The organism is Bradyrhizobium tropiciagri (genome assembly GCF_001189845.1).
GTDB lineage: Bacteria > Pseudomonadota > Alphaproteobacteria > Rhizobiales > Xanthobacteraceae > Bradyrhizobium > Bradyrhizobium tropiciagri.
This window is the reverse complement of sequence record NZ_LFLZ01000021.1, coordinates 44,698-64,394: the sequence shown is the minus strand read 5'-3', so window position 1 is coordinate 64,394 and position 19,697 is coordinate 44,698. Positions and strand designations below refer to the sequence as shown.

The following is a 19,697-nucleotide window of genomic DNA, read 5'->3' as shown; positions in this document are numbered from 1 at the left end:
TCAGATAACTCCAGCTTCGTTACGAAGTTTGTCGAGTAATTCGGTCACACTCTTGACCTTGATGCCTGCTTTGCGGCGGGGGGGCTCAGCCAGTTTCAAAACCTGAAGCCGTGGTTTCAGATCTACTCCATAGGAGTCGACGCTCTTCTGCTCGATCGGCTTTTTCTTTGCCTTCATGATGCTGGGAAGGGCGGCGAAACGTGGAGTATTCAGGCGCAGGTCGCACGTGATGATCGCCGGCAAGCGCAGCCGCACCGTCTGGTGCCCGCCGTCGACCTCACGGGTGACTTGCACTTGATCGCCTTCGATGGTGACATTCGAGGCAAAGGTTGCCTGAGGCCACCCCAGCAGCCCCGCGAGCATCTGTCCGGTCTGATCGTTGTCATAATCGATCGCCTGCTTGCCGAGGATCACGAGCTGCGGATTCTCTTTCTCGATGACCGCTTTCAGGATCTTGGCTACCGCCAGAGGCTCGAGGTCCCCCTCCCCGATGACGAGCTGCCCGCGATCCGCGCCGATTGCGAAGGCGCTGCGCAGCACTTCGGCCGCTTCTGCAGGTCCGATGCTCACGCACACTATCTCCGCCGCCGAACCTTTCTCCTTCAGACGCGTCGCCTCCTCTACAGCGATCTCGTCGAACGGATTGATTGACATCTTGACGCCGCTCAGATCAACGCCGGAGCCATCGGCCTTCACGCGCACATGCGCGTTGGCATCTACGACGCGTTTGACGGGTACCAGGATCTTCATGTTGAGGCTCTCTTCATTGGAAAAACCCAGACGAGTTATCGTTGCTTCGGGTGCACTCATGTATATGGCACTGCGCGACATGATCGAAGTTAACGGTTGCGAATCGATGGGAGTTCTAAGGAGTCAGTCGCGCAACCGTGTGCTCACGATAGCGCTTTCATCAGCTCCCACCCTTCGGACGGTCAGTACAGTGTGGCCAGCCGCCGGCGCGCAAGCGCGATCCTCCTGAGAGAAGTCGACACCGCTACCCGATCAAGGATCTTGTTTGTCAGGACAAGGCACGCAGCGCATCTGCCTCGATCGAGTCTTTCTGCGGAGTCGTTTCACGCAACCGGTGCGCAGCGTCGGCGTATCTCGCTTGCCGATCGTCGCGTGTGCTCCGTCCGCCAGTAGTGCAGGTGGCCCATCGGGGAGCGGCGTCAGCTTGGCATAGCAAAGGCGGACCATCGCCGATCGGTTGAGGCAAGAGAGCATCTCCGCGGGGGTGCGACTGTCCTGCGCGCCTCCAACGGCCGGAAATTGCCCGATCCGCGCGGCGTCCCGGAACGTTGCGTCCTCCGAGGCTTCTACAGTCTGGCGGGGCCGCCTCCTGCAGCTCGCTGCGAGCCTCCTCGAGCAGCCGCATCAACGACGCCAACGTCCGCCTTGGCTCAATCGCGTCGGCTTAGGCCAGTCTTGCTGAGGTCCCGTCTACCACTCACAGCTGACATGAGGCGACGGACCGATTTCGTAGCGACGGGCCAATTCTGGAAGTTACCCGCCGGAGGCGTTGGGCAAGGTGAACTGGAACACAGCGCCGCGAGGCTCGTTCGCTCCCGCCCACAGCCTCCCCCCGTGAGCACGGATGATGGAGCGGCAAATCGACAGCCCCATGCCGGTTCCACTGGACTTCGTGGTGTAGAAGGCGTCGAAGACCCGATCGAGATGTGCCGGATCAATTCCCGGCCCGGAATCGCGCACGGCCACGAGGACGCCAGTCTGGTCTTGCTCGGTGCTGATCAACAGCTCTCTCGGTCCCTCCTCGACCGAGCCCATTGCCTCAGCCGCATTCAGGATGAGGTTCAACAAGACCTGTTGCAGTTGAACGCGATCCCCCTCAACGGGAAACGATCCGTCCGCAAGCTGGGTCTGGACCGAGACGCCATGCCGGTTGGTCACGCTTCGCGCCAACACAATCAACTCACTAATCGCCGCACCAAGGTCGAAACGCTCCTTTCGGGGCGGCGCTTTCTTCATTTGCTCTCGGATGCGATCGATGATGTCTCGGGCTCGATCAGTATCGCCAACGACACATGCAAGTGCTTCCCGGACCTCGCCCAGGTCCAGCGGCTGCATGTTTAGGAAGTTCTGGGCTGCGCGTGCGTTGTTGCGCGCGCTGGCGATCGGTTGTGCGATTTCGTGAGACAGCGAGGCTGCCAATTCTCCCATCATGCTCACGCGGTTGATGCGGGCGAAATCCGATTGCATCTCCCGCAACCGCGCCAGCGCCTGCGTGCGATCCTCGATATCCGTCTGCAGAGCATACCAACGAGTAATGCGCCCAGAGCCATCGCAAATTGGGACGCCGCGGCAATCAAACCACCGATACTCGCCGTCAAAGTGTCGAAGACGAACCTCAAACTGGTATGGAATACCGGAGGCGATCGATTTTGTGAAAATTTCAACGATATGGGGAAGATCACCAGGATGTACGATTCCGTTTGTTCCCCAGTTCCTCAGCTCTTCGAGTGGCCGACCAAAATACTCGACGATTTGGCGATTGACGGCTTCGACCTCACCATTCGGGGCTAGGATCAAAACGAACCCAGGTATCCCATCAATTGCCGAGCGCAAATCTCGCTCGCTTTCACGCAAGGCTTGCTCGCGACGGGTAATCTCCAGGGCAATGGATGCCTCGGCAACGAAGTCCGTGACCAGTTCGATCTCTTTCTCCGTAAACGGCTCTATGTGCGGCCGCCCAATAGCCATCGACCCGATTAGCTCGTCGTTTCTGAGCATCGGCACGAAAAGGGCCGTCCCAATGGGCGCTCGGACCAGGGCCGATGGGTGGGCCTCCCCCGCACGACGAAGTTCAGCGGAGAAGTCGGGAATGTGGAGTGGCGACTTGTTTGCGAAGATGCGACCGAAAAAGCTGTCGTATTCGTGGAGCGTTGGCGGTGTATAATGCGCTAAAATGGCGGGGCTCAAAGTAGATGCAACGAGACGAAAGCCTGCTTCCTCGGCCAAACGGAAGAGGCCCCCACCTCCCTCTGCTCGGCACAGACGTACAGCGTTGTCGAGGATGGTGTCGAATATGGGCTGCAAATCGTGAGGGGAATTTGCAGTAACGCGCAGCACTGCCGAGATGGCCGCCCGTTGTCGAAGGACCTCGGCCAGCTCCTTTTGCAAATCTGAACGGCGGTGAGCAGCTTCGGGCGCTTCGCCGGTTTCGAGCTGGTTCATCGCAGCTCCGTCCCGATCGATCCACGTTAACGGCCTGATATGCTATCGCCCCAGCGGGCCTTCAGATAGGGTCCCGTGGGAACCTGAGCGCAAAAAATGGGTCCGAGGGCTGCTCTGGATCATTCTCTACTGGGCCAGCCGGTCCTGCCTTCCAGTCGATATCCGCTTTGACCGTACACCCGACCTGATTGCTGCGGGTATGCAAAATGACGCGACGGGCACAGACAATCGGTTGGTCAAGACGGCCGCGCAGGGATCGCAAACTGAAACATGGCCCCGCGTGGCTGGCACGCGCTGACCCACAGGCGTCCGCCATGGGCTTCGACGATCGAACGGCAGATTGTAAGTCCCATTCCCATGCCGTTGGGCTTGGTCGTGTAGAATGGCTCGAACAGACGTGAGAGGGTCTCCGGGCTCAGCCCGGGGCCTGTATCCTGAACGCCAACGTACAGATCGTTCGAGCCGATCTGGCGGCTGGTGATGAGCATCTGTCGCGCGCCCTCACCAACTGCGCCCATCGCCTGCACGGCATTGAGAATGAGGTTAAGAGCGACTTGCTGAAGCTGGACCCGGTCACCGGCAATGACAGGCAGGCCTTGCGCGAGCTGGCTCTCCACCAGGACCCCGTTCTTCAGCGCTTCTCCCCTGGTCAGCTCGATCACTTCCTGCAGGGCCTCGTTGATATCTACCGGATCCAGTCGGGGCGACGCTTTCTGCATGAGCGCGCGCATGCGACAGACGATGGTGCTGACCCGGTCAGCGTCCTTGACAGCGGCAGCGAGCGCTTCTCGAACCTCCTGCAAATCTGGCGGATCTCTGTTCAAGAAATGCAGCGCCGCAATGACGTTGTTGCGCCCCGCCGCAATCGGCTGATTGACCTCATGTGCGATAGAGGCGCTGAGTTCCCCCATTGCTACGAGGCGGTTCGTGTGCGCCAGTTGCATGTGCTGTTCGCGTAGCTCACGCTCACGGCGGCTGATCTCCGGGGCAACGGCAGTCTGCGCGGCAAAGTCCATGAGCAGCTCAATTTCGTTCCCGATCGCAATGGCGGATGTAGCGAGCTTGCGCACCAGTAGCCGCAGGGTTCGCAAGGCGTCATGCGGACGTTTTGCCCCTCGAGCTCAGTTATCATCTCCCGACACATCCACTGAGCCGACGAAGCGGTAGCCGCGTCCGGGGATGTTGACGATGAACCGGCGTCCGTCCCGGCCATCTCGCAGCGCGCGTCGCAGAGCAGACATGTTGATCGTGAGGTTGGACGGGTCGACAAATAGATTGGGCCAAACGCGAGCCATCAAGTCCTGCTTGCTGACAAGCTCACCGGAACGTTCAAGCAAAGCAATCAGGATCTCCATGGCACGGCTTCCGAGAGGCACCACTTTGTCGCCCTCCAACAACAGAAGCCGCGTCGGGAGCAGACAGAACGGTCCAAAGGACACTTTGGTTGGTGGGACATCGGCGGATTCGGTTTGCTTCCCGAAAATCGCCTCGTCCATACCCTGACGTTGAGCAGCTTGACTTACGTTAAGTCCCGATTTTGGAGCAAATCGAATAACGTCACCCATGTTCACTCCTGTTGAATTCGGGATCCGCCGAGCGTCCGATGAATGCGGGCATTATAACCTCGCGTAGCCCATCACTGACCGCCCTAGACCGCCTCCTACAATTGTCTCGCGGGTTTGGACCTATGGCGACCGAGGACAGGCGCCATCTGGCAAATGCCCAGTCCGACGACTCAGGAAGTCGAGTTGCGAGGCTACGGGCTTGTGGAGAGAATAGGTCCCAGGCTGGATCGGGAGGTGATCCCGGTCTTTGAAAAGATGTGCTGCAGGTGGTAGCCGACGGTTTTATGTGACAAATATAGTTTAGCGCCGATTGCCTTGTTAGAAAGCCCTTGAGCAGCGAGTTGCGCGATGTGCAACTCTTGTGGGGTCAGCTTCTCCCAAATTCGTTCGGTTCGACGAAGGCTGGTTTCGCCGGCTGCTCGCAACTCCACGCGCGCGCGATCGCTCCAAGGCATAGCGCCGAGCGCGTCGAAAATGCCCCGGGCTTCGCGCAGTGGCGCCCGTGCGTCGGCGGGCCTGCGCTGTCGGCGTAGCCACACGCCATAAGCGAGCAGGAGGCGCCCTCGCAAGAAAGGCCAATTCTTTGCAGCCGGCCCAAGACCCTGCAGGAAGAGCCGCTCCGCATCTTCATCAGTCGCGACCAGCGCCTTGCCGTAGAATAACATCGTCTCGACCCACGGCACCGGCTTCGGAGCCGAGACGCGCTCGATCTCATCGATCACACTACGCGCAGCTTGCGACCGATCGGAATAGACCGCCGCCTCGACGAAATCGGCGAGCGCAAAAAATTGCAGACGGGAGTTGAAGGCCGGATCGGCAGGCGCAAACAGGCGGCGCAGATGCTCAAAGGCTTCCAAATATCGGCCGGCACCGATGGCGGTTACGCCTCGCGCCAACTGCAGCTGGGCCAGCAGGAACATGGCGCCGGTGGATAAGACGAGACGCTCTGCTTGCGCCGCATGTGCTTCGGACTGCTGCAGATCGCCTTGCATACCCGCGAGCTTCGCCTTCATGATCGTGGCCGCAGCGGTCCATAAGGCGCTTCCCGTTTCCTCAGCAAGGCGCACCGCTTCCTCGGCTTCTCTCATTGCCCCCACCCAATCGCCCACTTCCCTTTCGGCCCACGCTTGAGCGACAAGCGTACGCGGCAGGTTGCCGATTCGACCTTGTCTGCGCAGCTCTGTACTGCACTCGGCCAGAAAGCTGACACCGAGATCGAACGCCCCGATGACGTTCGCGGAACTCCCCAGGAAGCGCACAATATTTGCGTTGCCGATACTTCTTCCAGAGAGCGCCTTCAGCTTCGCGTACACTTCACCGCCTCGGCGAAGCGGCTCAGTATAGGCCGAAATTGCGATCGAGCGTGCATCGAGCTCCGGTAATTCCAGCCGGCTTGCCGCAGCGAGAACGCCTGCGCAGACGTCGCTGCTCGCGTTGCTCCACCAGCAGTGTTGTGCCGCCCGCCAGAGGAGATTGGCTGCGAGATCCTTCGCGTCTGCGGCGCGTGCGTGGTCGGAAAAGCCAACCAACGCGGAGATCTTTCTTGGATCATTGAATATCGGAGGCTGGCATATCTCGCGACACCACCCGATCCGCGCTGTGCTCAGCCTATCCGACGTATCTACCTCGGCCCCTAGCAATAGATGCTCGACCAACTCCGGGCGCCCGAGATCGGCAGCAAATTCGGCGGCCTTCAGAAGTCGCTCCCTCCTTGCTCCTGCTGTGCTACTCAATTTCGCTGCAACTTGCAGGGTCTCGACCACCATGGCGATGCAACCCCGCTGCCGCGTACGGCTTGCCAGGAGGTCGTGTTCGGCAGCCAGTTCATCGTCCGGTCCGATCGTCGCTGCCGCACGATGCCAAAGCCGGCGATCCGGATCTTCGATGATCGCCGCGAGCGCGGCGTGAACCCTTTGGCGCGTCGCCAGGTCAGTGACTTGATGAATCGCGGATCGTACGAGCGGGTGTCGAAACCGCACCTCCGTTGCATTGAGCTCGATCAGTTTAGCCGAGACGGCGGCTGCGAAGGCATCAACTCCGATATTCTGGTCGAGCAGCACTTCGCCAGCGCGCATGATTTCGTGAGGAGACGCCCCATCGTTTGCCGCAGCTACGGACAGGAGCGTCCGCGTGGCACTGGGAAGCTCGGACAAGCGACTGGAAAAAGCGCGTTCAAGGCGCTCCGTCAACGGGAGCCATCGGGCCTCACGATCATCTGCCGCCTGAATTGCGCTCGGCAGTTCCATAAGGGCGAGCGGATTGCCGACGGCTTCTCTCAGCACTCGGCCGCGTAGATCATCTGAAAGGCCAGGCGCCTGGATCTCCAGCAAGCGTTCCGCATCGGCATCGCCGAGAGCGGGAATAACGTGTCGCAAAGTATCAGCATCACCAAACGGCAGTTCGAAACCCTCACGTACAGCCAACAGCAGAACGATGGGATCCGAACTCAATCGCCTCGAGACAAAGGACAAGACATTGCGGGTCGCCTCATCCAGCCATTGGGCGTCATCAGCGACAAGCAAAAAAGGCTTGCGACCCGAACCTCCAGTCAGAAGGGTGAGCGTCGCCAGAGCGACCAGCCAAATATCCGGGGACGCAGCAGCATCATTGCCCATACCAAACGCACTTAGCAAAGCAGACCGTTGGCCGGAAGCCAACGATTTTGCCTGCTTCATGAGCGGCCGCAGTGCCTGCTCAAGTCCCGCGAATGCAATATGGACTTCAGCCTGGACGCCCGTCATGCCCAATACGGTGATGCCGCGTTCACGCGCCCGGCTTTTTGCTTCTTCAAGCAGCGCTGATTTCCCGATCCCGGGTGCCCCGCTGATCACGAGAGACGAGCCACCTTGATCGATCCGGTCGAGAAGCTGATTGATCAGGGCGATTTCTGTCTCTCGTCCCTGCAAGGATAGCACCCTCGATCGTGAGGCGCCTTCGGGCTGCTTGGGCCTCGGTAACCGAGTTGTTTTCAGCCGTTTCGCCATCCTAGGCCTTGGCGCTTCGCGCGATGATTTCCAGCCGGACCTCGAGGGATACCCTATCACATACCCGTGACGAGGGGCAGATCCTCGGCGGCAGGAGCAACGAGCAGCACGGCGCGGCGCTTACCGTCATCATCGAGTCGCCAGCCACCATGAAAGACGCGCTCTCTCCCGGAGGATCTGAGAGCTGCTATCCGAGTACGTGCTATTCAGTGGATGCGGCACCATCTGAGAAACTCCGGCGTCGGGCTTTCCGGCGGCTCATGTACGCCATGCTCGGGCCTCTCTCGGACCCCAGAAATCGTACCCGATCGCCTGAGAAATGCCAGCCGTCCGTTGATCTTGCCTGATCCGGCATACGTGGACCGCCTCCTCGCTCCCAGAAATTTGGCGCGATTCGCGACGCTTAACTCGCGATGGCACCGCCTCTGCGTCAAAACAGAGACTGACGACGGCAAGCTGAGACCACGCAATTGCGACACCGACGGAACGACCATGATGACACTCGAGCGACCAAATCGAAGACTTCATCGGACACCACCCGCGCCGGCCGACCTCCGCCCAATTTTGCGAAGAATCCGACGCTCGTGCCGGCCGAATAGTCTGTTGCGGCATTTGATCGGCGTCGCGCCGTGTCTGATGCGGCGCAAGCTGAAATTCGAAAGGCGGTCACCGCGGCGTCAGATGGAGATGCGCAGGAGTCACCCATGAAACACATCTTGACCGTGGTCACGTTCGTCATGGGAGCCCTGTGCTTCGCGATGTTCCTGATCACGGTGAAGCCGGATCCGCTAGGCGCAGTCCCCTCAGCGGGCAAGCCCAACACCGGCACCTTCAGAAATCACTCGTTCCGGATCGGATGATTGAGCGCGCCGCGCCATGAACGCAACGGCGTCCGACACGTATTCAACGGAGAGATCAAAATGCGTACCTTCACTCTTGCTCTAGCTGCCACCGTCGCCGCTTCATGGGCGATTGATCGGGCCTCGGCCACAGACCGAATACCGGCCTTCGATATTGTACGAAACTGCAGCGCCGAAGTAGCAGCAGTCGGCACCGAAATCGCAGACTGCGCAAAAGACGAAACAGATGCCAAAAATGAGCTCGACAGACGATGGCGTGAATTTGCCGCGTCGAACAAGCAGACCTGCGTCGGGGAGAGCAGCAGTGGAGGCACGCAGAGCTATGTTGAGCTTTTGATTTGCCTCGAAATGTCAAGTGGCGAGTTTCTAGCCGGAAAACCTCAAATTCGATGAGCGACGTCCTGCAAGAGGACGGCTCGCGCAGCTCGCGGCGGCATCATCGGATGTCTATCGGTCTCGTAAGCCACCAACGGTTGTAACCCGACGTAAAACCTTCTTGGCCAGCCGTCGCGGAGGCGTGCGAACGGCTGACGCACTCCCATCTCGATGGGCGTTCAACGCCTACCGGATCCAGATGTTTGCGATCGCTCGGATGAATTTGCAGGAATTTGGCAGCCTTCACTCACGTTCTAGAACTCGTGAGTTTAACTGTCAGAAAGGCGCACGATCGTTGCGACGGCGAAATGAAGGGCTTCACACAGACAACTCTCTGGCTTGAGGAATCGACCACCATGAATACCACAGCGATTCCGTTATCGCGTCTCACGTTGCCTCACGGCCGAGTTTCGTGAAGCGGCTACCCCACTTCGTCACATTGATGAAGCCGCGCGTGATGGCGCTCGCGCTGTTCACCGCATTCGTCGGATTAATGGTTGCGCCAACCCGCCTCGATCCACTCCCTGGCTTCATTGCAATTCTAGCAATCGCCGCCGGCGCCGGAGCCGCCGGTGCGTTGAACATGTGGTACGACGCCGATATCGACGCAGTCATGGCTCGTACGGCGATGCGGCCCATTCCCCGCGGTAAGGTCACGAAGATCGAGGCGCTTGTCTTTGGACTGGTGCTTGCCGTTATCGCAATTACAGCTCTCGCCTTCGCAACGAACCTCGCAGCGGCCACGCTGCTGGCCGGCACGATTCTCTTCTACGTTGCCGTGTACACGGCGTGGCTGAAACGGAGCACATCCCAGAACATCGTTATCGGCGGTGCGGCCGGCGCACTGCCGCCCGTCATCGGATGGGCTGCGGCGACCGGACAGATTGCACTCGAGCCGCTTGCGCTTTTCCTCATTATCTTCCTATGGACACCGGCCCATTTCTGGGCTCTCGCGCTCAATCGCAGCGATGACTATGCCCGCGCCGGCGTCCCCATGCTGCCGGTTGTGGCGGGACGAGCCGCAACAACGCGGCAGATCCTGGTCTACAGCGTCCTCCTAGTTCTCGCCTCCGAACTGCCTTGGGTGCTCGAATTTGCCGGCGTGATCTATGGCGTGATCGCAGCGGCCTGCAGCGCGCTCTTCCTTCTATTCGCACACCGGGTGAACAAAAGCACTGGAGCCGATCGGCGCGCAGCTCACAGGCTGTTCCTGTTTTCGATTTTCTATTTGTTCGCGCTGTTTGCGGCGCTCCTGGCCGACCACGGCACTGGTGCGTTCTCGCGGTCCCCTGCCCCGCATGCTCGCCACAGCGGCGGATGGGCACATGGCAAGGCCCTGCCAGCCACGGCTCGCGTCGCAAACGGCCTCCCCACTCTCATTACTCGCGAGGTCTGACATGCGAATCTGTTTGCTTGCTCTGCCCCTGATCGGCGCCTTGCTACTCGGTGGCTGCACCGAAGGCGTGCTCGATCCGAAAGGACCCATTGCTTTTGCTGAACTGCAGATTTTGATCAACGCGACCGGCATCATGCTGGCGATCGTGATCCCGGTGGTCATTGCGACGCTTGGCGTTGCCTTCTGGTTCCGCGCATCGAATGACCACGCGCGCTATCGGCCGGATTTCGTCTATTCTGGCCGCCTCGAGATGCTCGTCTGGTCGATCCCGCTGATGACCATTTTGCTCACCGGCACTGTGGCCTGGATTGGCGCGTACGATCTCGATCCGCCCAAGCCGATTGCCTCTTCGACGAAGCCGATCAAGGTCCAAGCTATCTCGCTCGACTGGAAATGGTTGTTCATCTATCCAGAGCTGGGTGTCGCGAGCGTCAATCACCTGGCGATACCCGTCGCACGCCAGTGAGCTTCGAGCTGACTTCCTCGGGTGTCATGAACAGCTTCTTCGTGCCGCAGCTTGCCGGCCAGATCTACACCATGGCTGGGATGGTGACGCGGCTGAACTTGCGAGCCGATTACGCGGGAACGTATCGGGGCTTGTCGGCTAATTTCAGCGGCGACGGCTTCGCCGATATGCACTTCAACGTCGACGCGATGCCTTCCGAACGCTTTGCGCGGTGGGTCTCTTCGACCCGCAGCGCTGGTCCGGTGCTGGATTCGACGAGCTATGCCGATCTCGCCAAGCCTAGCGCCGCCGTGACGCCGTTCACCTATCACTCGGTCGCGCCCGGTCTGTTTGACACCATCCGGACGACCTCAATGCAGTCCGACGCTGCCTTGTGCCGCAGCTATCCCACATCGATGAGGGCAGAGAAATGACTCTACTTGGTAAGCTGGACTGGAGTGCTGTCCCGTTCGATCAGCCCATCATCATGGGCACGGTCGGCGTCATGATCGTCGCGATCGGCTCGATCCTTTCGTGGGTCACGCTCAAGGGTTACGTTCCCTATCTCTGGCGCGAGTGGATCACCTCCGTCGACCACAAACGCATCGGCGTCATGTATATCGTCCTGGCGCTGGTCATGCTGCTGCGCGGCTTCGCGGATGGCATCATGATGCGCACGCAGCAGGCCATCGCAGTCGGCGGAGCGCAAGGGTACCTGCCGCCAGAGCATTTTGACCAAATCTTCTCGGCGCATGGCACGATCATGATTTTCTTTGTGGCCATGCCGTTTGTGATCGGGCTCATGAACTTTGTCGTGCCGCTGCAACTCGGCGTCCGCGATGTCGCGTTCCCTACGATGAACTCGATCAGCTTCTGGCTCACCGCGTCCGGTGTTCTCCTCACCAACATGTCGCTCGCGGTCGGCGAGTTCGCAAAGACCGGCTGGTTCGCCTATCCGCCGCTGAGCGAGCTGCAATTCTCACCCGGAGTCGGCGTCGACTACTATCTCTGGTCGTTGCAAATCTCGGGCATTGGGACCTTGTTGAGCGGCGTCAACTTTGTCACCACGATTCTGAAGATGCGGGCTCCTGGCATGAGTTACCTGCGCATGCCGGTTTTCTGCTGGACGGCGCTCGCCTCGAACCTGCTGATTGTGGCGGCGTTCCCCGTCCTCACCGCGCTGTTCGCAATGCTTCTTCTCGATCGCTACCTTGGCTTTCACTTCTTTACCGTGGATGCCGGCGGCAACGTGATGATGTATGTGAACCTGTTCTGGATTTGGGGTCATCCCGAAGTCTACATCCTGGTCCTCCCTGCATTTGGCGTCTATTCCGAGGTCGCCGCCACGTTTTCGGGTAAATCGCTATTCGGCTATCGCTCGATGGTGCTCGCCACGATGGCGATCTGCGTACTGTCCTACACGGTCTGGCTGCATCATTTCTTCACGATGGGCGCCAGCGCGAGTGTCAATGCCTTCTTCGGCATCACCAGCATGATCATCGGTGTGCCGACGGGCGTCAAAGTCTTCAACTGGTTGTTCACAATGTACGGCGGTCGAGTCCGGTTCACGGTGCCGGTGTTGTGGACGATCGGCTTCATGGTGACGTTCGTGTTCGGCGGCTTGACCGGCGTGCTGTTGGCGTTGCCGGCGGTCGATTGGCAGGTCCACAACAGCGTTTTCCTGGTTGCCCATTTCCATCACGTCATCATCCCGGGCGTCCTGTTCGGGGCGATAGCCGGCTACAATTACTGGTTTCCCAAGGCATTCGGCTTCAAGCTGGATGAGCGGTGGGGCAAGGCAGCCTTCTGGTGCTGGTTCATCGGCTTCCACCTCGCTTTCATGCCGCTCTACGTGACAGGATTGATGGGCATGCCCCGCCGCCTGCAGCACTCCGATGTTCTCGCCTGGCAACCATGGTTGTTGGTCGCCGAGGCAGGCGCAATGGTGATTTTTGCCGGAATCATCTGTCAGATCGTCCAGATCGTGGTGTCCATTCGCCACCGTGAGCAACTGCGCGACACGACAGGCGATCCCTGGAACGGCCGCACCCTCGAATGGTCTACCGCGTCGCCGCCCCCGGCCTGGAATTTTGCAGTCCTGCCACGAGTTGATGGGCTTGATGCTTTCTGGGCGCACAAGCAGCGCGTGCTTGCGAAGCAGGAGTTGCCCGCACGGCAGCACACGTACCGGCCGATCGAAGTGCCCAAGAACAGTCCTGTCGGTTTCGTGACCGCGTTCTTCGCAGTGGTCACCGGCTTCGCTCTGATCTGGCATATCTGGTGGATGGCAGGCTTCGGAGCTCTCGGCGCGGCCGTGACATTGCTCGCCTTCATGTTCCGCGCGAAGGACGAAGTCGAGATCCCCGCAGATGAGGTCGCTCTGTTCGATCGCGCGCACCCGGTGGAGGTTTCGTTATGAACGTCGCAGTTGAGATGGATGCAGTCCGCCACGGCGAACTGCTTGATATCAGCGAGGCGGGTCCCGCACCCAAGCGGATCATCGCCGGCTTTGGGTTCTGGATCTTCCTGCTGAGTGACATCGTGATGTTCTCGGCGCTGTTTGCGGCCTATGCCGTGCTTGCAAAGGCGAGCGCGGGTGGCCTGACCGGTGGTCAACTGTTTGACCAGCGCAACGTCGCAATAGAGACCGCCCTTCTCCTGCTCTCCAGCTACAGCTGTGGAATGATGTCCTTGGCCATCAACTCGCAGCGTTATCTCGCGACCTTCCTTGGCGCCGCGGTGACGTTCCTTCTGGGATCGGCATTTCTTGCTCTCGAGCTCAACGAGTTCCAGGGCATGATTGCGTTGGGAGCGACGCCCCAACGCAGCGCGTTTCTTTCCGCATTCTTTGCGCTGGTCGGCAGTCACGGGCTGCACGTGACGGTCGGACTGGCGTGGCTGGTTCTCATGATGGTTCAGCTGTCACTGAGAGGTTTTCAGGACGTCGTGGTGCGCCGCCTGCACTGCTTCTCCCTGTTCTGGCACGCGCTCGACATCATCTGGGTTCTTATTTTCACCGTTGTCTATCTGATGGGAGTCCTTCCATGACCACCGAAACACATTGGGACGTTGCACCGGGAGAGCGACCGACGATCCCCGCGTCGGAGCAAGAAGCGTCTTCTGGTTTCCTTGTGTACACGATCGGACTGCTGCTTGCCGTGATCCTGACGGTCACGTCCTTCTGGGTGGCAAACACCTCGGTAATCTGGGCACCCGGGGTACCAGCCGGGCTCGCCGTCCTCGCCATCGCTCAGATGGGAGTGCACCTGGTCTTCTTCCTTCACATCACGACTGGACCCGATAGCACCAATAACGTGCTGGCGCTCGCCTTTGGCGTGCTCATCGTCTTCCTGGTTCTCGCGGGCTCGCTCGTGATCATGGCCAATCTGAACGAGAATATGATGGGCCATTCCGAGTTGATGAATCTGCAGATGCCGCGCTGACCAGGGGATATCACCCAGCGCCTGGCTACGACTTGAGCGAGAGAAAGACCTGTAGGAGCACGAAATGTACCCCGATGAATCCTTGCTTCTTCGCGAGTTGAATCACAGGATAAATAGCGATCTCACATCTGCGATCTGCGCGGTTTCGGCGAAAGCGATTGAATCAGATAACGTTGCGGTCAAGGTAGCCCTCCTCGACGTCGTGGACCTTCTGCATGAATACGCCGACGTTCACGGCGCATTGCACACGCCGAATCGAGGGCGTCTTGCCAATGCCGCGCGTTACCTTCAGCAGCTTTGCGTCTCGATCACGAAGTGCCGACTGGCGCCCTTGACGATTCGTCTGATGTTTTCAGCGGACGATCTGCTGCTCGAGAAAGAACGCGCCTGGAAGCTTGGGTTGATTGTATCCGAGCTGCTGACCAATGTGGCACGACATGCACAGTTCGACAGTAGGAGTCCAGCAGTGCGAGTCGAACTAAGTTTTGCTGACAACGTCGCTAAGTGCAAGGTTTCTGATAATGGCTCGGCACCTGAAGCTGTTCGACGAGGTCGTGGACTAACCATCATCGGCGAGTTAGCCAACCGTCTGGGCGGCCGCATTCATACGTCTTGCGGCGAGGAAGGATCGTCCTTTCTTCTCACCTTCCCAATGACCAGGGCCGAGCAACGCGCCGCCGGAGCGGCACAAATTGGTCCGCTGAGGCGGCGCAGAATCCGCCGCCCTCCGTCCGGCCGGCGCCACGATGGTCAGAACGATCGACCCGGCGATGAAGCGATCCAATTGATCTCAGCGGCAGCGATCGCTGCACCCGTTTGATCGAAGATCGGCACCGCGATCGTGCGCAGCGCGGTCCGGCTTCGATCAGCTTCTTGAGGGGCATCTGCTCGCCTTTGCGGACCATGCTGCAGAGTTCTACGCCGCCTGCGGCAACGATCGCCGGCGGGCGATCGAGCTCGCGCGCACGAATGTCGCCACTTGCAGGATTTGGCCCGTTGGCGTGGCGACCGGCCATTGTCCCGGTCGCCCCTCCCGGTTCGGCAAGCTTTGCGCCAGAATTGGTCGCGAAGGCGCAAGCTCTTGGGAGAGGCGGCTATTGCGCAGCCTATCACACGCGGAAGGGTGGAGAGAGGTTCGCCGGGGGCTACGGAATGGAAACCCCGTTTGGCGTGATCTATTCGACCAACATCACGCCCGATCCGGAGACCGGCATCGGCACCTGGTCGGAAGCGGCCTTCGCGTGCGCGATGCAGAAGGGCGTTTCACGTGACGGCTCGCATCTCTTTCCGGTGTTCTCCTACGACCATTTCGCCAAGTTCTCCGATGATGACGTACACGCTCTCTACGCCTACTTCATGACCAGAACTCCAGTCCATGTGACGCGGCAGCCGAGCGGCATCCCATTTCCGTTCAACATCCGCTACCTGCAGGTGGGATGGAAGCTGCTGTTTTCCGGCTCGGGCGCTTCGAACCGGATGTCACCAGGAGTGCGGAGTGGAATCGCGGCGCTTACCTCGCGTAGGGCTTGAGCCGCTGCGGCGCCTGTCATACGCCGCGCAACCTGCTGGGAGCGGAGAAGCCAAACAACGCCTACGGCGGCGCGGTGATCGACAACTGGGTCGCGCCGCCGCTGACGGCCGCAAATCTCACGCCAGCATTCCCTTCCTTCGCCACCAACCAAATGCAAGTGCCTACCGCGGCGTCGGAATGCGAGTCTGATTTGGACCTTGCCTTATGAGCGCGGCATAAAAACGCGCGGATTGGCGGCGGGAGACCTTTGCGGCAAAGCGGTTCGTTACGGCGCTCTGCCGCCCGGTTGGCGCGGCCGAGCATGCCAGGTGAACCTGGGACTAAACCAACGTCTAGTCGATTTATACCGATGCACTAGCCCGAGCGTTCCTTGGTCCGATCGCTTCATACCCGCGCGCAATGGCTCCATCAGGTACGCGCTGCTATCCAGGAATTCGGAGTGAAGCGCAACGGAACCGGCCTGCGAGCCGGCAGTTGCAGGACAAGGCCGGCGGCGTAGCGCCCGCCGACCTTTCTCCTGATCGAGCCCGCGTCGCCGCTCCAGCAATTGGTGCTACCGCCACAGTTGGCTGCGGAGAGTACGCCATCAGAAACATCGCCGATCTCCTAATCCGGTTTTGGCAAGGGAGCCAACCCGCGTCCGATGTTCGGGTTGCGGCTGTGATCGAAAGTCGGGATCAATCCAGCATGGCCGATTTTGTCCGCTTGCTGCAGGCCCACGATCAAGACCAGCACGGCAGGCGTTAGGCTCAACCGCATCGCACGAGCGCCGCGACCTTGCGCATGGCGGCGGCGTTTTCGTTCCAGCTCGATGTCGTATCAGCGGTGGCATTGATCGCCGAGAACAACGTCGGTGCGCGGCTACGACCAGCAGGGAGTGTCATAAATTTTTGTATCGTTCCGTTCCGATTCGGTGTGTCCGACGACCACCGGCGTCCAATTGAACCGCTGATCACGATCGTCTTTAAGCTGCATGTGTTGGAAAACCGCATTCTCCGAGAGCTGAATCGAACGAAAAGGAGACTTACCAATGTTGCTTTCGCTCATCCGCATGATCAAGGCGTTCAGGGACCGTCGGCGCAATATCGCCGAGCTATCCCAATTCAGCGATCGCGAATTGGCCGACATCGGCCTTCATCGCTCGGATATTCTCCGCGTAGCAGCGGGCAACTATAACGGCTGATCCGCCGTTCCCCAACCAGACGTTTCGGCCCGCCTATCCCCAACTCAATATGGGAGCGGAGCGGATTAGCACCGGCCTGAGCGCCGTCCGCCATGAAAACAGAGGTTCGGTTGATCATGACCGCCGGACAGGAATCGCAAACCGAAAGAGAGCCCGCGCCAACAAGTGGAGAGCCGGTGTGCGGCAGACGATCTCGCCGACCTCGCCTTGCGGCATCGCCTGACCGTTGACATCGACGATGCGCAGCTCGACGCCGCCCATCGGATGCAATCGACCGCAGCTGGAGGCGCGAAACAAGGAAGCCGCGATAGCGGCGCTCCTCGTTTGATCTTATAGCGGTTCGAGCGATTAGCTGCTGAAGCTAACCCCTGTGCCTTTCATTCCGTCAAACTCGAACCGAATACCCGCAGCCTCGAGAGCCCCCTGCACTTTCCTTAGGCTTTCCGCATGGGGCACGGAGTACCCCTGCTCGTAGCGATTTACTACGGTCTTGGCGACGCCAGCCGCCTTGGCCAACTCCGCTTGGCTCCAGTTCAACCAAGCCCTGGCGGCGCGAAGCTGAGCGGGTGAAATTTCCGGGCCGTCGTTAACCACGTTTATGGACTCCTGGTTCTAGCGGTTCACAAACGGCGTCCGACGAGGTATTCTTTAACCAACAGCTAACGAACGCCCTCCAGGGCGCGTCGCGCAAAGAAATCACAATCCAGAATCCTAGATTCGAATCCTTGCCGGGAAATTTACCCGCCGCAAGCCGAAGAACCGTGTGACCGGCAACAACGACGCCTAAGGATTCAAATAACCCGCCTAGGACCCTCTCAATCACCGCGGACCAATAGTGGCCGCTTGTCGCTTGTGAATCTCAGTTGGTGGACACTCATGCATCTCCGTCATCACAGTGAGCAAATCAGCACAATTCGGACACTCCCGCGTGAGGTATCACCGCTTCACTGGTGGAGGACAAGGAGGCCAAGGAGCCTTCGCCGCGGCGATATTCGAATCCTTCGGACGCTTCTTCTGCGGATGTCCGGATCAGCGAGTTGGAAGTATCCGCCAGCAATCAAGCGTACGGTGGATCGGAAGCCCTCGGCGCCGAGGCCGCTACGTGCCACGATGTCATCGATCGTTACAACGCCCTGGATTTCGGACGCGAGCTCGCGGACCTGTTGGTCATGAGCGGGAGCGGGGCAGCGCTTCGTTTCATGCGCTAACTCCGCGTTGAATCTCTCGTTCGCCGAGAAATCGAGTTCTGTCATCAGCACGATGTCGTCAGCCAAGCCGCGGCCGATTTGCTGGGCGATCAGCTTAATCGTGCGGCGAATACACAGCTACGAGCATCGAATAGAGGAGCTATCGAAGAGCAAAGATCATTGGAATGCTGCTTATGCCCTCGGATATCAGACAGGACTACTCTTCCTGTTGCTGAAGTCGGTAGACGACGATGGCCCGATACCGCCCCTATTTAGCGTGCCGTTCAATGTTGTCGTCCGGTCACTATCGGGGGCACTCAAGTACCCGAAAGAAAAGCTTCCTCAATCCGTCAAAGCACAAGCTGGCCGAATACTGAAGCGGCATCCAAAGGACGCGCAGCTAGTTCCTGATCATACTCCGTATCTCTAAGCAAACGTAGGGCGGATTGGCGAAGGCGCGCAATCCACCGTCTCCAAGACCAGCTTCGCCAATCGCCCCGCTTGCTGAACTTACCTGCTCTCGCAATCACCAGTCCGATTCGCTCACGTCGCCTTGCCTCCTCGTCCCGACCGGGTTTTCTGCTCCACGACACCGGGTCCGGGAGAGGCAATAGTAGTCACCGATACATTCGAAAGCTTGCCTTGCTTGAGGAGCGTCGCAATCGGAACGCCGCTCGATTTGGCTTCCTCGTATAGAGCCAAGATATCCTCGCCCTTTATCGTCGTTCCTTCGTCGGCAGTGATAAAATGATCAAACTTCACATCACCTGCGCCATCACCAGTCGATTTAAATCCGCCACGTTCAAGCATCGCCTCGATTACATCTTCGCGAAATGCCTCCTTCATACCTTCGCCGTGGCTCCAGCGGCGCTTTAGATCGGGCTCTGCCATTTCCGCGGAAATTTCTAGAATATCTCTTTCGGAAAACGGAACATGAAAGTCGTTGTATCTGATAACTATGCTCGTACCCTGTCGCATTTGAAAATGGTAATGCGGCGACCGATGCGTACCCGATCCGTGACCGTGGAAGTCGTTCAGAGTACTTGAAAATGCCCATTCTAAGTCTTTGTATCGAATCGTCACCTCCCGCAGTTTTCCCGTACCTTCCTCTGGGAGGTCATTGATGTTCTTAGGGCCACCGTCTGCGTTGGCTAGCCACCGCAAGAAGCTTTGGAGTTGATGGAATCCATATTTTGAAGTGACCAGTTCGAAGTGCTTTTTCTTGCGAAACCCTGCCGGATTCAAAAGCCAATGCGCGCACGGCTTGCTCTCGTCGAACGACGTCAGGCAGTCACCGCACAAATAGCAACTTCCATTGGCATATGCCTTTTTGAACTCAGCGTGTTCGGACTCCACAGCCGCTCGCAAACGCTGGTCGTATCCCTCCTTCATTTCTGCAGAAGCAGAGGTGAGAGCTTCTGCCAACTGCCTACCTTTTTGACGTAGTTGTTCGCTCATAAAATGTTCGACCTATTATGAAGTCGAAAATCCGAGCTCAATTGTAGATAGAAGCTACATTGACCTCAATCAAGCTAG

Annotated in this window: 20 protein-coding genes; 12 read left to right on the top strand and 8 right to left on the bottom strand. The window is 59.1% G+C overall.

The window, feature by feature from the left end:
• The 5 genes from AKN84_RS18475 to AKN84_RS18455 form a co-directional block, all read right to left on the bottom strand.
• On the bottom strand, positions 1 to 750 hold the full coding sequence (locus AKN84_RS18475; RefSeq protein WP_050422091.1) for an electron transfer flavoprotein subunit beta/FixA family protein: 750 nt from the start codon (positions 748 to 750) through the stop codon (positions 1 to 3).
• A gap of 753 nt (positions 751 to 1,503) precedes the next feature.
• Positions 1,504 to 3,192 carry an ATP-binding protein gene (locus AKN84_RS18470; RefSeq protein WP_050422090.1) on the bottom strand — a complete coding sequence of 563 codons (1,689 nt, stop codon included), beginning with the start codon at positions 3,190 to 3,192 and terminating at the stop codon, positions 1,504 to 1,506.
• Positions 3,193 to 3,428: 236 nt separating this feature from the next.
• Positions 3,429 to 4,262: a sensor histidine kinase gene (locus AKN84_RS18465; protein ID WP_050422089.1), complete on the bottom strand. Its 834-nt coding sequence runs from the start codon at positions 4,260 to 4,262 to the stop codon at positions 3,429 to 3,431.
• 51 nt (positions 4,263 to 4,313) lie between these two features.
• The gene (locus AKN84_RS18460) at positions 4,314 to 4,757 is read right to left on the bottom strand and encodes a winged helix-turn-helix domain-containing protein (protein WP_128970963.1); all 444 of its coding nucleotides are present in this window, start codon (positions 4,755 to 4,757) and stop codon (positions 4,314 to 4,316) included.
• A 191-nt stretch (positions 4,758 to 4,948) separates the two neighbouring features.
• Entirely contained in the window at positions 4,949 to 7,672 is a 2,724-nt protein-coding gene (locus tag AKN84_RS18455) for a helix-turn-helix transcriptional regulator (RefSeq protein ID WP_244485265.1), read from the bottom strand.
• A 773-nt stretch (positions 7,673 to 8,445) separates the two neighbouring features.
• Here AKN84_RS18455 and AKN84_RS47405 point away from each other — a divergent pair.
• The 12 genes from AKN84_RS47405 (at position 8,446) to AKN84_RS45660 (ending at position 16,974) form a co-directional block, all read left to right on the top strand.
• Positions 8,446 to 8,601 carry a hypothetical protein gene (locus tag AKN84_RS47405; RefSeq protein WP_157863319.1) on the top strand — a complete coding sequence of 52 codons (156 nt, stop codon included), beginning with the start codon at positions 8,446 to 8,448 and terminating at the stop codon, positions 8,599 to 8,601.
• 60 nt (positions 8,602 to 8,661) lie between these two features.
• Positions 8,662 to 8,994, top strand: a complete 333-nt coding sequence (locus AKN84_RS45670) for a hypothetical protein (RefSeq protein WP_128970962.1) — start codon at positions 8,662 to 8,664, stop codon at positions 8,992 to 8,994.
• A gap of 361 nt (positions 8,995 to 9,355) precedes the next feature.
• Positions 9,356 to 10,372, top strand: coding sequence for a heme o synthase (locus tag AKN84_RS18445; RefSeq protein WP_128970961.1), 1,017 nt, complete (start codon positions 9,356 to 9,358; stop codon positions 10,370 to 10,372).
• Position 10,373: 1 nt separating this feature from the next.
• A complete protein-coding gene (locus tag AKN84_RS48550; protein ID WP_050422085.1) occupies positions 10,374 to 10,838 on the top strand; it encodes a cytochrome ubiquinol oxidase subunit II family protein in 465 nt (154 codons plus the stop codon).
• Positions 10,835 to 11,251 (top strand): COX aromatic rich motif-containing protein, encoded by a 417-nt coding sequence (locus tag AKN84_RS48545; RefSeq protein WP_050422084.1) that lies wholly within the window; start codon positions 10,835 to 10,837, stop codon positions 11,249 to 11,251. Before AKN84_RS48550 ends, AKN84_RS48545 begins: the two co-directional genes overlap by 4 nt.
• Complete coding sequence (gene cyoB, locus AKN84_RS18430) at positions 11,248 to 13,236, top strand: cytochrome o ubiquinol oxidase subunit I (RefSeq protein ID WP_050422083.1); 1,989 nt, start codon at positions 11,248 to 11,250, stop codon at positions 13,234 to 13,236. The genes AKN84_RS48545 and cyoB overlap by 4 nt, the downstream gene beginning before the upstream one ends.
• 14 nt (positions 13,237 to 13,250) lie before the next feature.
• On the top strand, positions 13,251 to 13,865 hold the full coding sequence (locus AKN84_RS18425) for a cytochrome (ubi)quinol oxidase subunit III (RefSeq protein WP_347337349.1): 615 nt from the start codon (positions 13,251 to 13,253) through the stop codon (positions 13,863 to 13,865).
• Positions 13,862 to 14,260: a cytochrome o ubiquinol oxidase subunit IV gene (gene cyoD / locus AKN84_RS18420; protein WP_050422081.1), complete on the top strand. Its 399-nt coding sequence runs from the start codon at positions 13,862 to 13,864 to the stop codon at positions 14,258 to 14,260. The genes AKN84_RS18425 and cyoD overlap by 4 nt, the downstream gene beginning before the upstream one ends.
• A gap of 64 nt (positions 14,261 to 14,324) precedes the next feature.
• Positions 14,325 to 15,080 (top strand): ATP-binding protein, encoded by a 756-nt coding sequence (locus tag AKN84_RS18415; protein WP_050422080.1) that lies wholly within the window; start codon positions 14,325 to 14,327, stop codon positions 15,078 to 15,080.
• 332 nt (positions 15,081 to 15,412) lie between these two features.
• Positions 15,413 to 15,790: a hypothetical protein gene (locus AKN84_RS18410; RefSeq protein WP_050422079.1), complete on the top strand. Its 378-nt coding sequence runs from the start codon at positions 15,413 to 15,415 to the stop codon at positions 15,788 to 15,790.
• Complete coding sequence (locus AKN84_RS18405) at positions 15,787 to 15,999, top strand: hypothetical protein (protein WP_050422078.1); 213 nt, start codon at positions 15,787 to 15,789, stop codon at positions 15,997 to 15,999. Before AKN84_RS18410 ends, AKN84_RS18405 begins: the two co-directional genes overlap by 4 nt.
• Before the next feature lie 822 nt (positions 16,000 to 16,821).
• Positions 16,822 to 16,974 carry a DUF1127 domain-containing protein gene (locus tag AKN84_RS45660; protein WP_128970960.1) on the top strand — a complete coding sequence of 51 codons (153 nt, stop codon included), beginning with the start codon at positions 16,822 to 16,824 and terminating at the stop codon, positions 16,972 to 16,974.
• Between the two features lie 114 nt (positions 16,975 to 17,088).
• Here the strand turns inward: AKN84_RS45660 and AKN84_RS45655 are convergent, their stop codons facing one another.
• The 3 genes from AKN84_RS45655 to AKN84_RS18385 all read right to left on the bottom strand — a co-directional run bounded on the left by AKN84_RS45655 (position 17,089) and on the right by AKN84_RS18385 (position 19,619).
• Complete coding sequence (locus tag AKN84_RS45655; protein WP_128970959.1) at positions 17,089 to 17,235, bottom strand: hypothetical protein; 147 nt, start codon at positions 17,233 to 17,235, stop codon at positions 17,089 to 17,091.
• An 87-nt stretch (positions 17,236 to 17,322) separates the two neighbouring features.
• Positions 17,323 to 17,568, bottom strand: a complete 246-nt coding sequence (locus tag AKN84_RS18395; RefSeq protein ID WP_128970958.1) for a helix-turn-helix domain-containing protein — start codon at positions 17,566 to 17,568, stop codon at positions 17,323 to 17,325.
• Positions 17,569 to 18,704: 1,136 nt separating this feature from the next.
• Positions 18,705 to 19,619: a hypothetical protein gene (locus AKN84_RS18385; RefSeq protein ID WP_050422074.1), complete on the bottom strand. Its 915-nt coding sequence runs from the start codon at positions 19,617 to 19,619 to the stop codon at positions 18,705 to 18,707.
• Positions 19,620 to 19,697 lie beyond the last annotated feature (78 nt).

What these genes read in the sequence shown, in the direction of transcription:
- AKN84_RS18475 (WP_050422091.1), bottom strand. Translation starts at nt 750, where the DNA reads ATGAAGATCCTGGTACCCGTCAAACGCGTCGTAGATGCCAACGCGCAT.
- AKN84_RS18470 (WP_050422090.1), bottom strand. Translation starts at nt 3,192, where the DNA reads ATGAACCAGCTCGAAACCGGCGAAGCGCCCGAAGCTGCTCACCGCCGT.
- AKN84_RS18460 (WP_128970963.1), bottom strand. Translation starts at nt 4,757, where the DNA reads ATGGGTGACGTTATTCGATTTGCTCCAAAATCGGGACTTAACGTAAGT.
- AKN84_RS47405 (WP_157863319.1), top strand. Translation starts at nt 8,446, where the DNA reads ATGAAACACATCTTGACCGTGGTCACGTTCGTCATGGGAGCCCTGTGC.
- AKN84_RS45670 (WP_128970962.1), top strand. Translation starts at nt 8,662, where the DNA reads ATGCGTACCTTCACTCTTGCTCTAGCTGCCACCGTCGCCGCTTCATGG.
- AKN84_RS48550 (WP_050422085.1), top strand. Translation starts at nt 10,374, where the DNA reads ATGCGAATCTGTTTGCTTGCTCTGCCCCTGATCGGCGCCTTGCTACTC.
- cyoB (WP_050422083.1), top strand. Translation starts at nt 11,248, where the DNA reads ATGACTCTACTTGGTAAGCTGGACTGGAGTGCTGTCCCGTTCGATCAG.
- AKN84_RS18425 (WP_347337349.1), top strand. Translation starts at nt 13,251, where the DNA reads ATGGATGCAGTCCGCCACGGCGAACTGCTTGATATCAGCGAGGCGGGT.
- cyoD (WP_050422081.1), top strand. Translation starts at nt 13,862, where the DNA reads ATGACCACCGAAACACATTGGGACGTTGCACCGGGAGAGCGACCGACG.
- AKN84_RS18415 (WP_050422080.1), top strand. Translation starts at nt 14,325, where the DNA reads ATGTACCCCGATGAATCCTTGCTTCTTCGCGAGTTGAATCACAGGATA.
- AKN84_RS18410 (WP_050422079.1), top strand. Translation starts at nt 15,413, where the DNA reads ATGGAAACCCCGTTTGGCGTGATCTATTCGACCAACATCACGCCCGAT.
- AKN84_RS45660 (WP_128970960.1), top strand. Translation starts at nt 16,822, where the DNA reads ATGTTGCTTTCGCTCATCCGCATGATCAAGGCGTTCAGGGACCGTCGG.
- AKN84_RS45655 (WP_128970959.1), bottom strand. Translation starts at nt 17,235, where the DNA reads ATGGGCGGCGTCGAGCTGCGCATCGTCGATGTCAACGGTCAGGCGATG.
- AKN84_RS18385 (WP_050422074.1), bottom strand. Translation starts at nt 19,619, where the DNA reads ATGAGCGAACAACTACGTCAAAAAGGTAGGCAGTTGGCAGAAGCTCTC.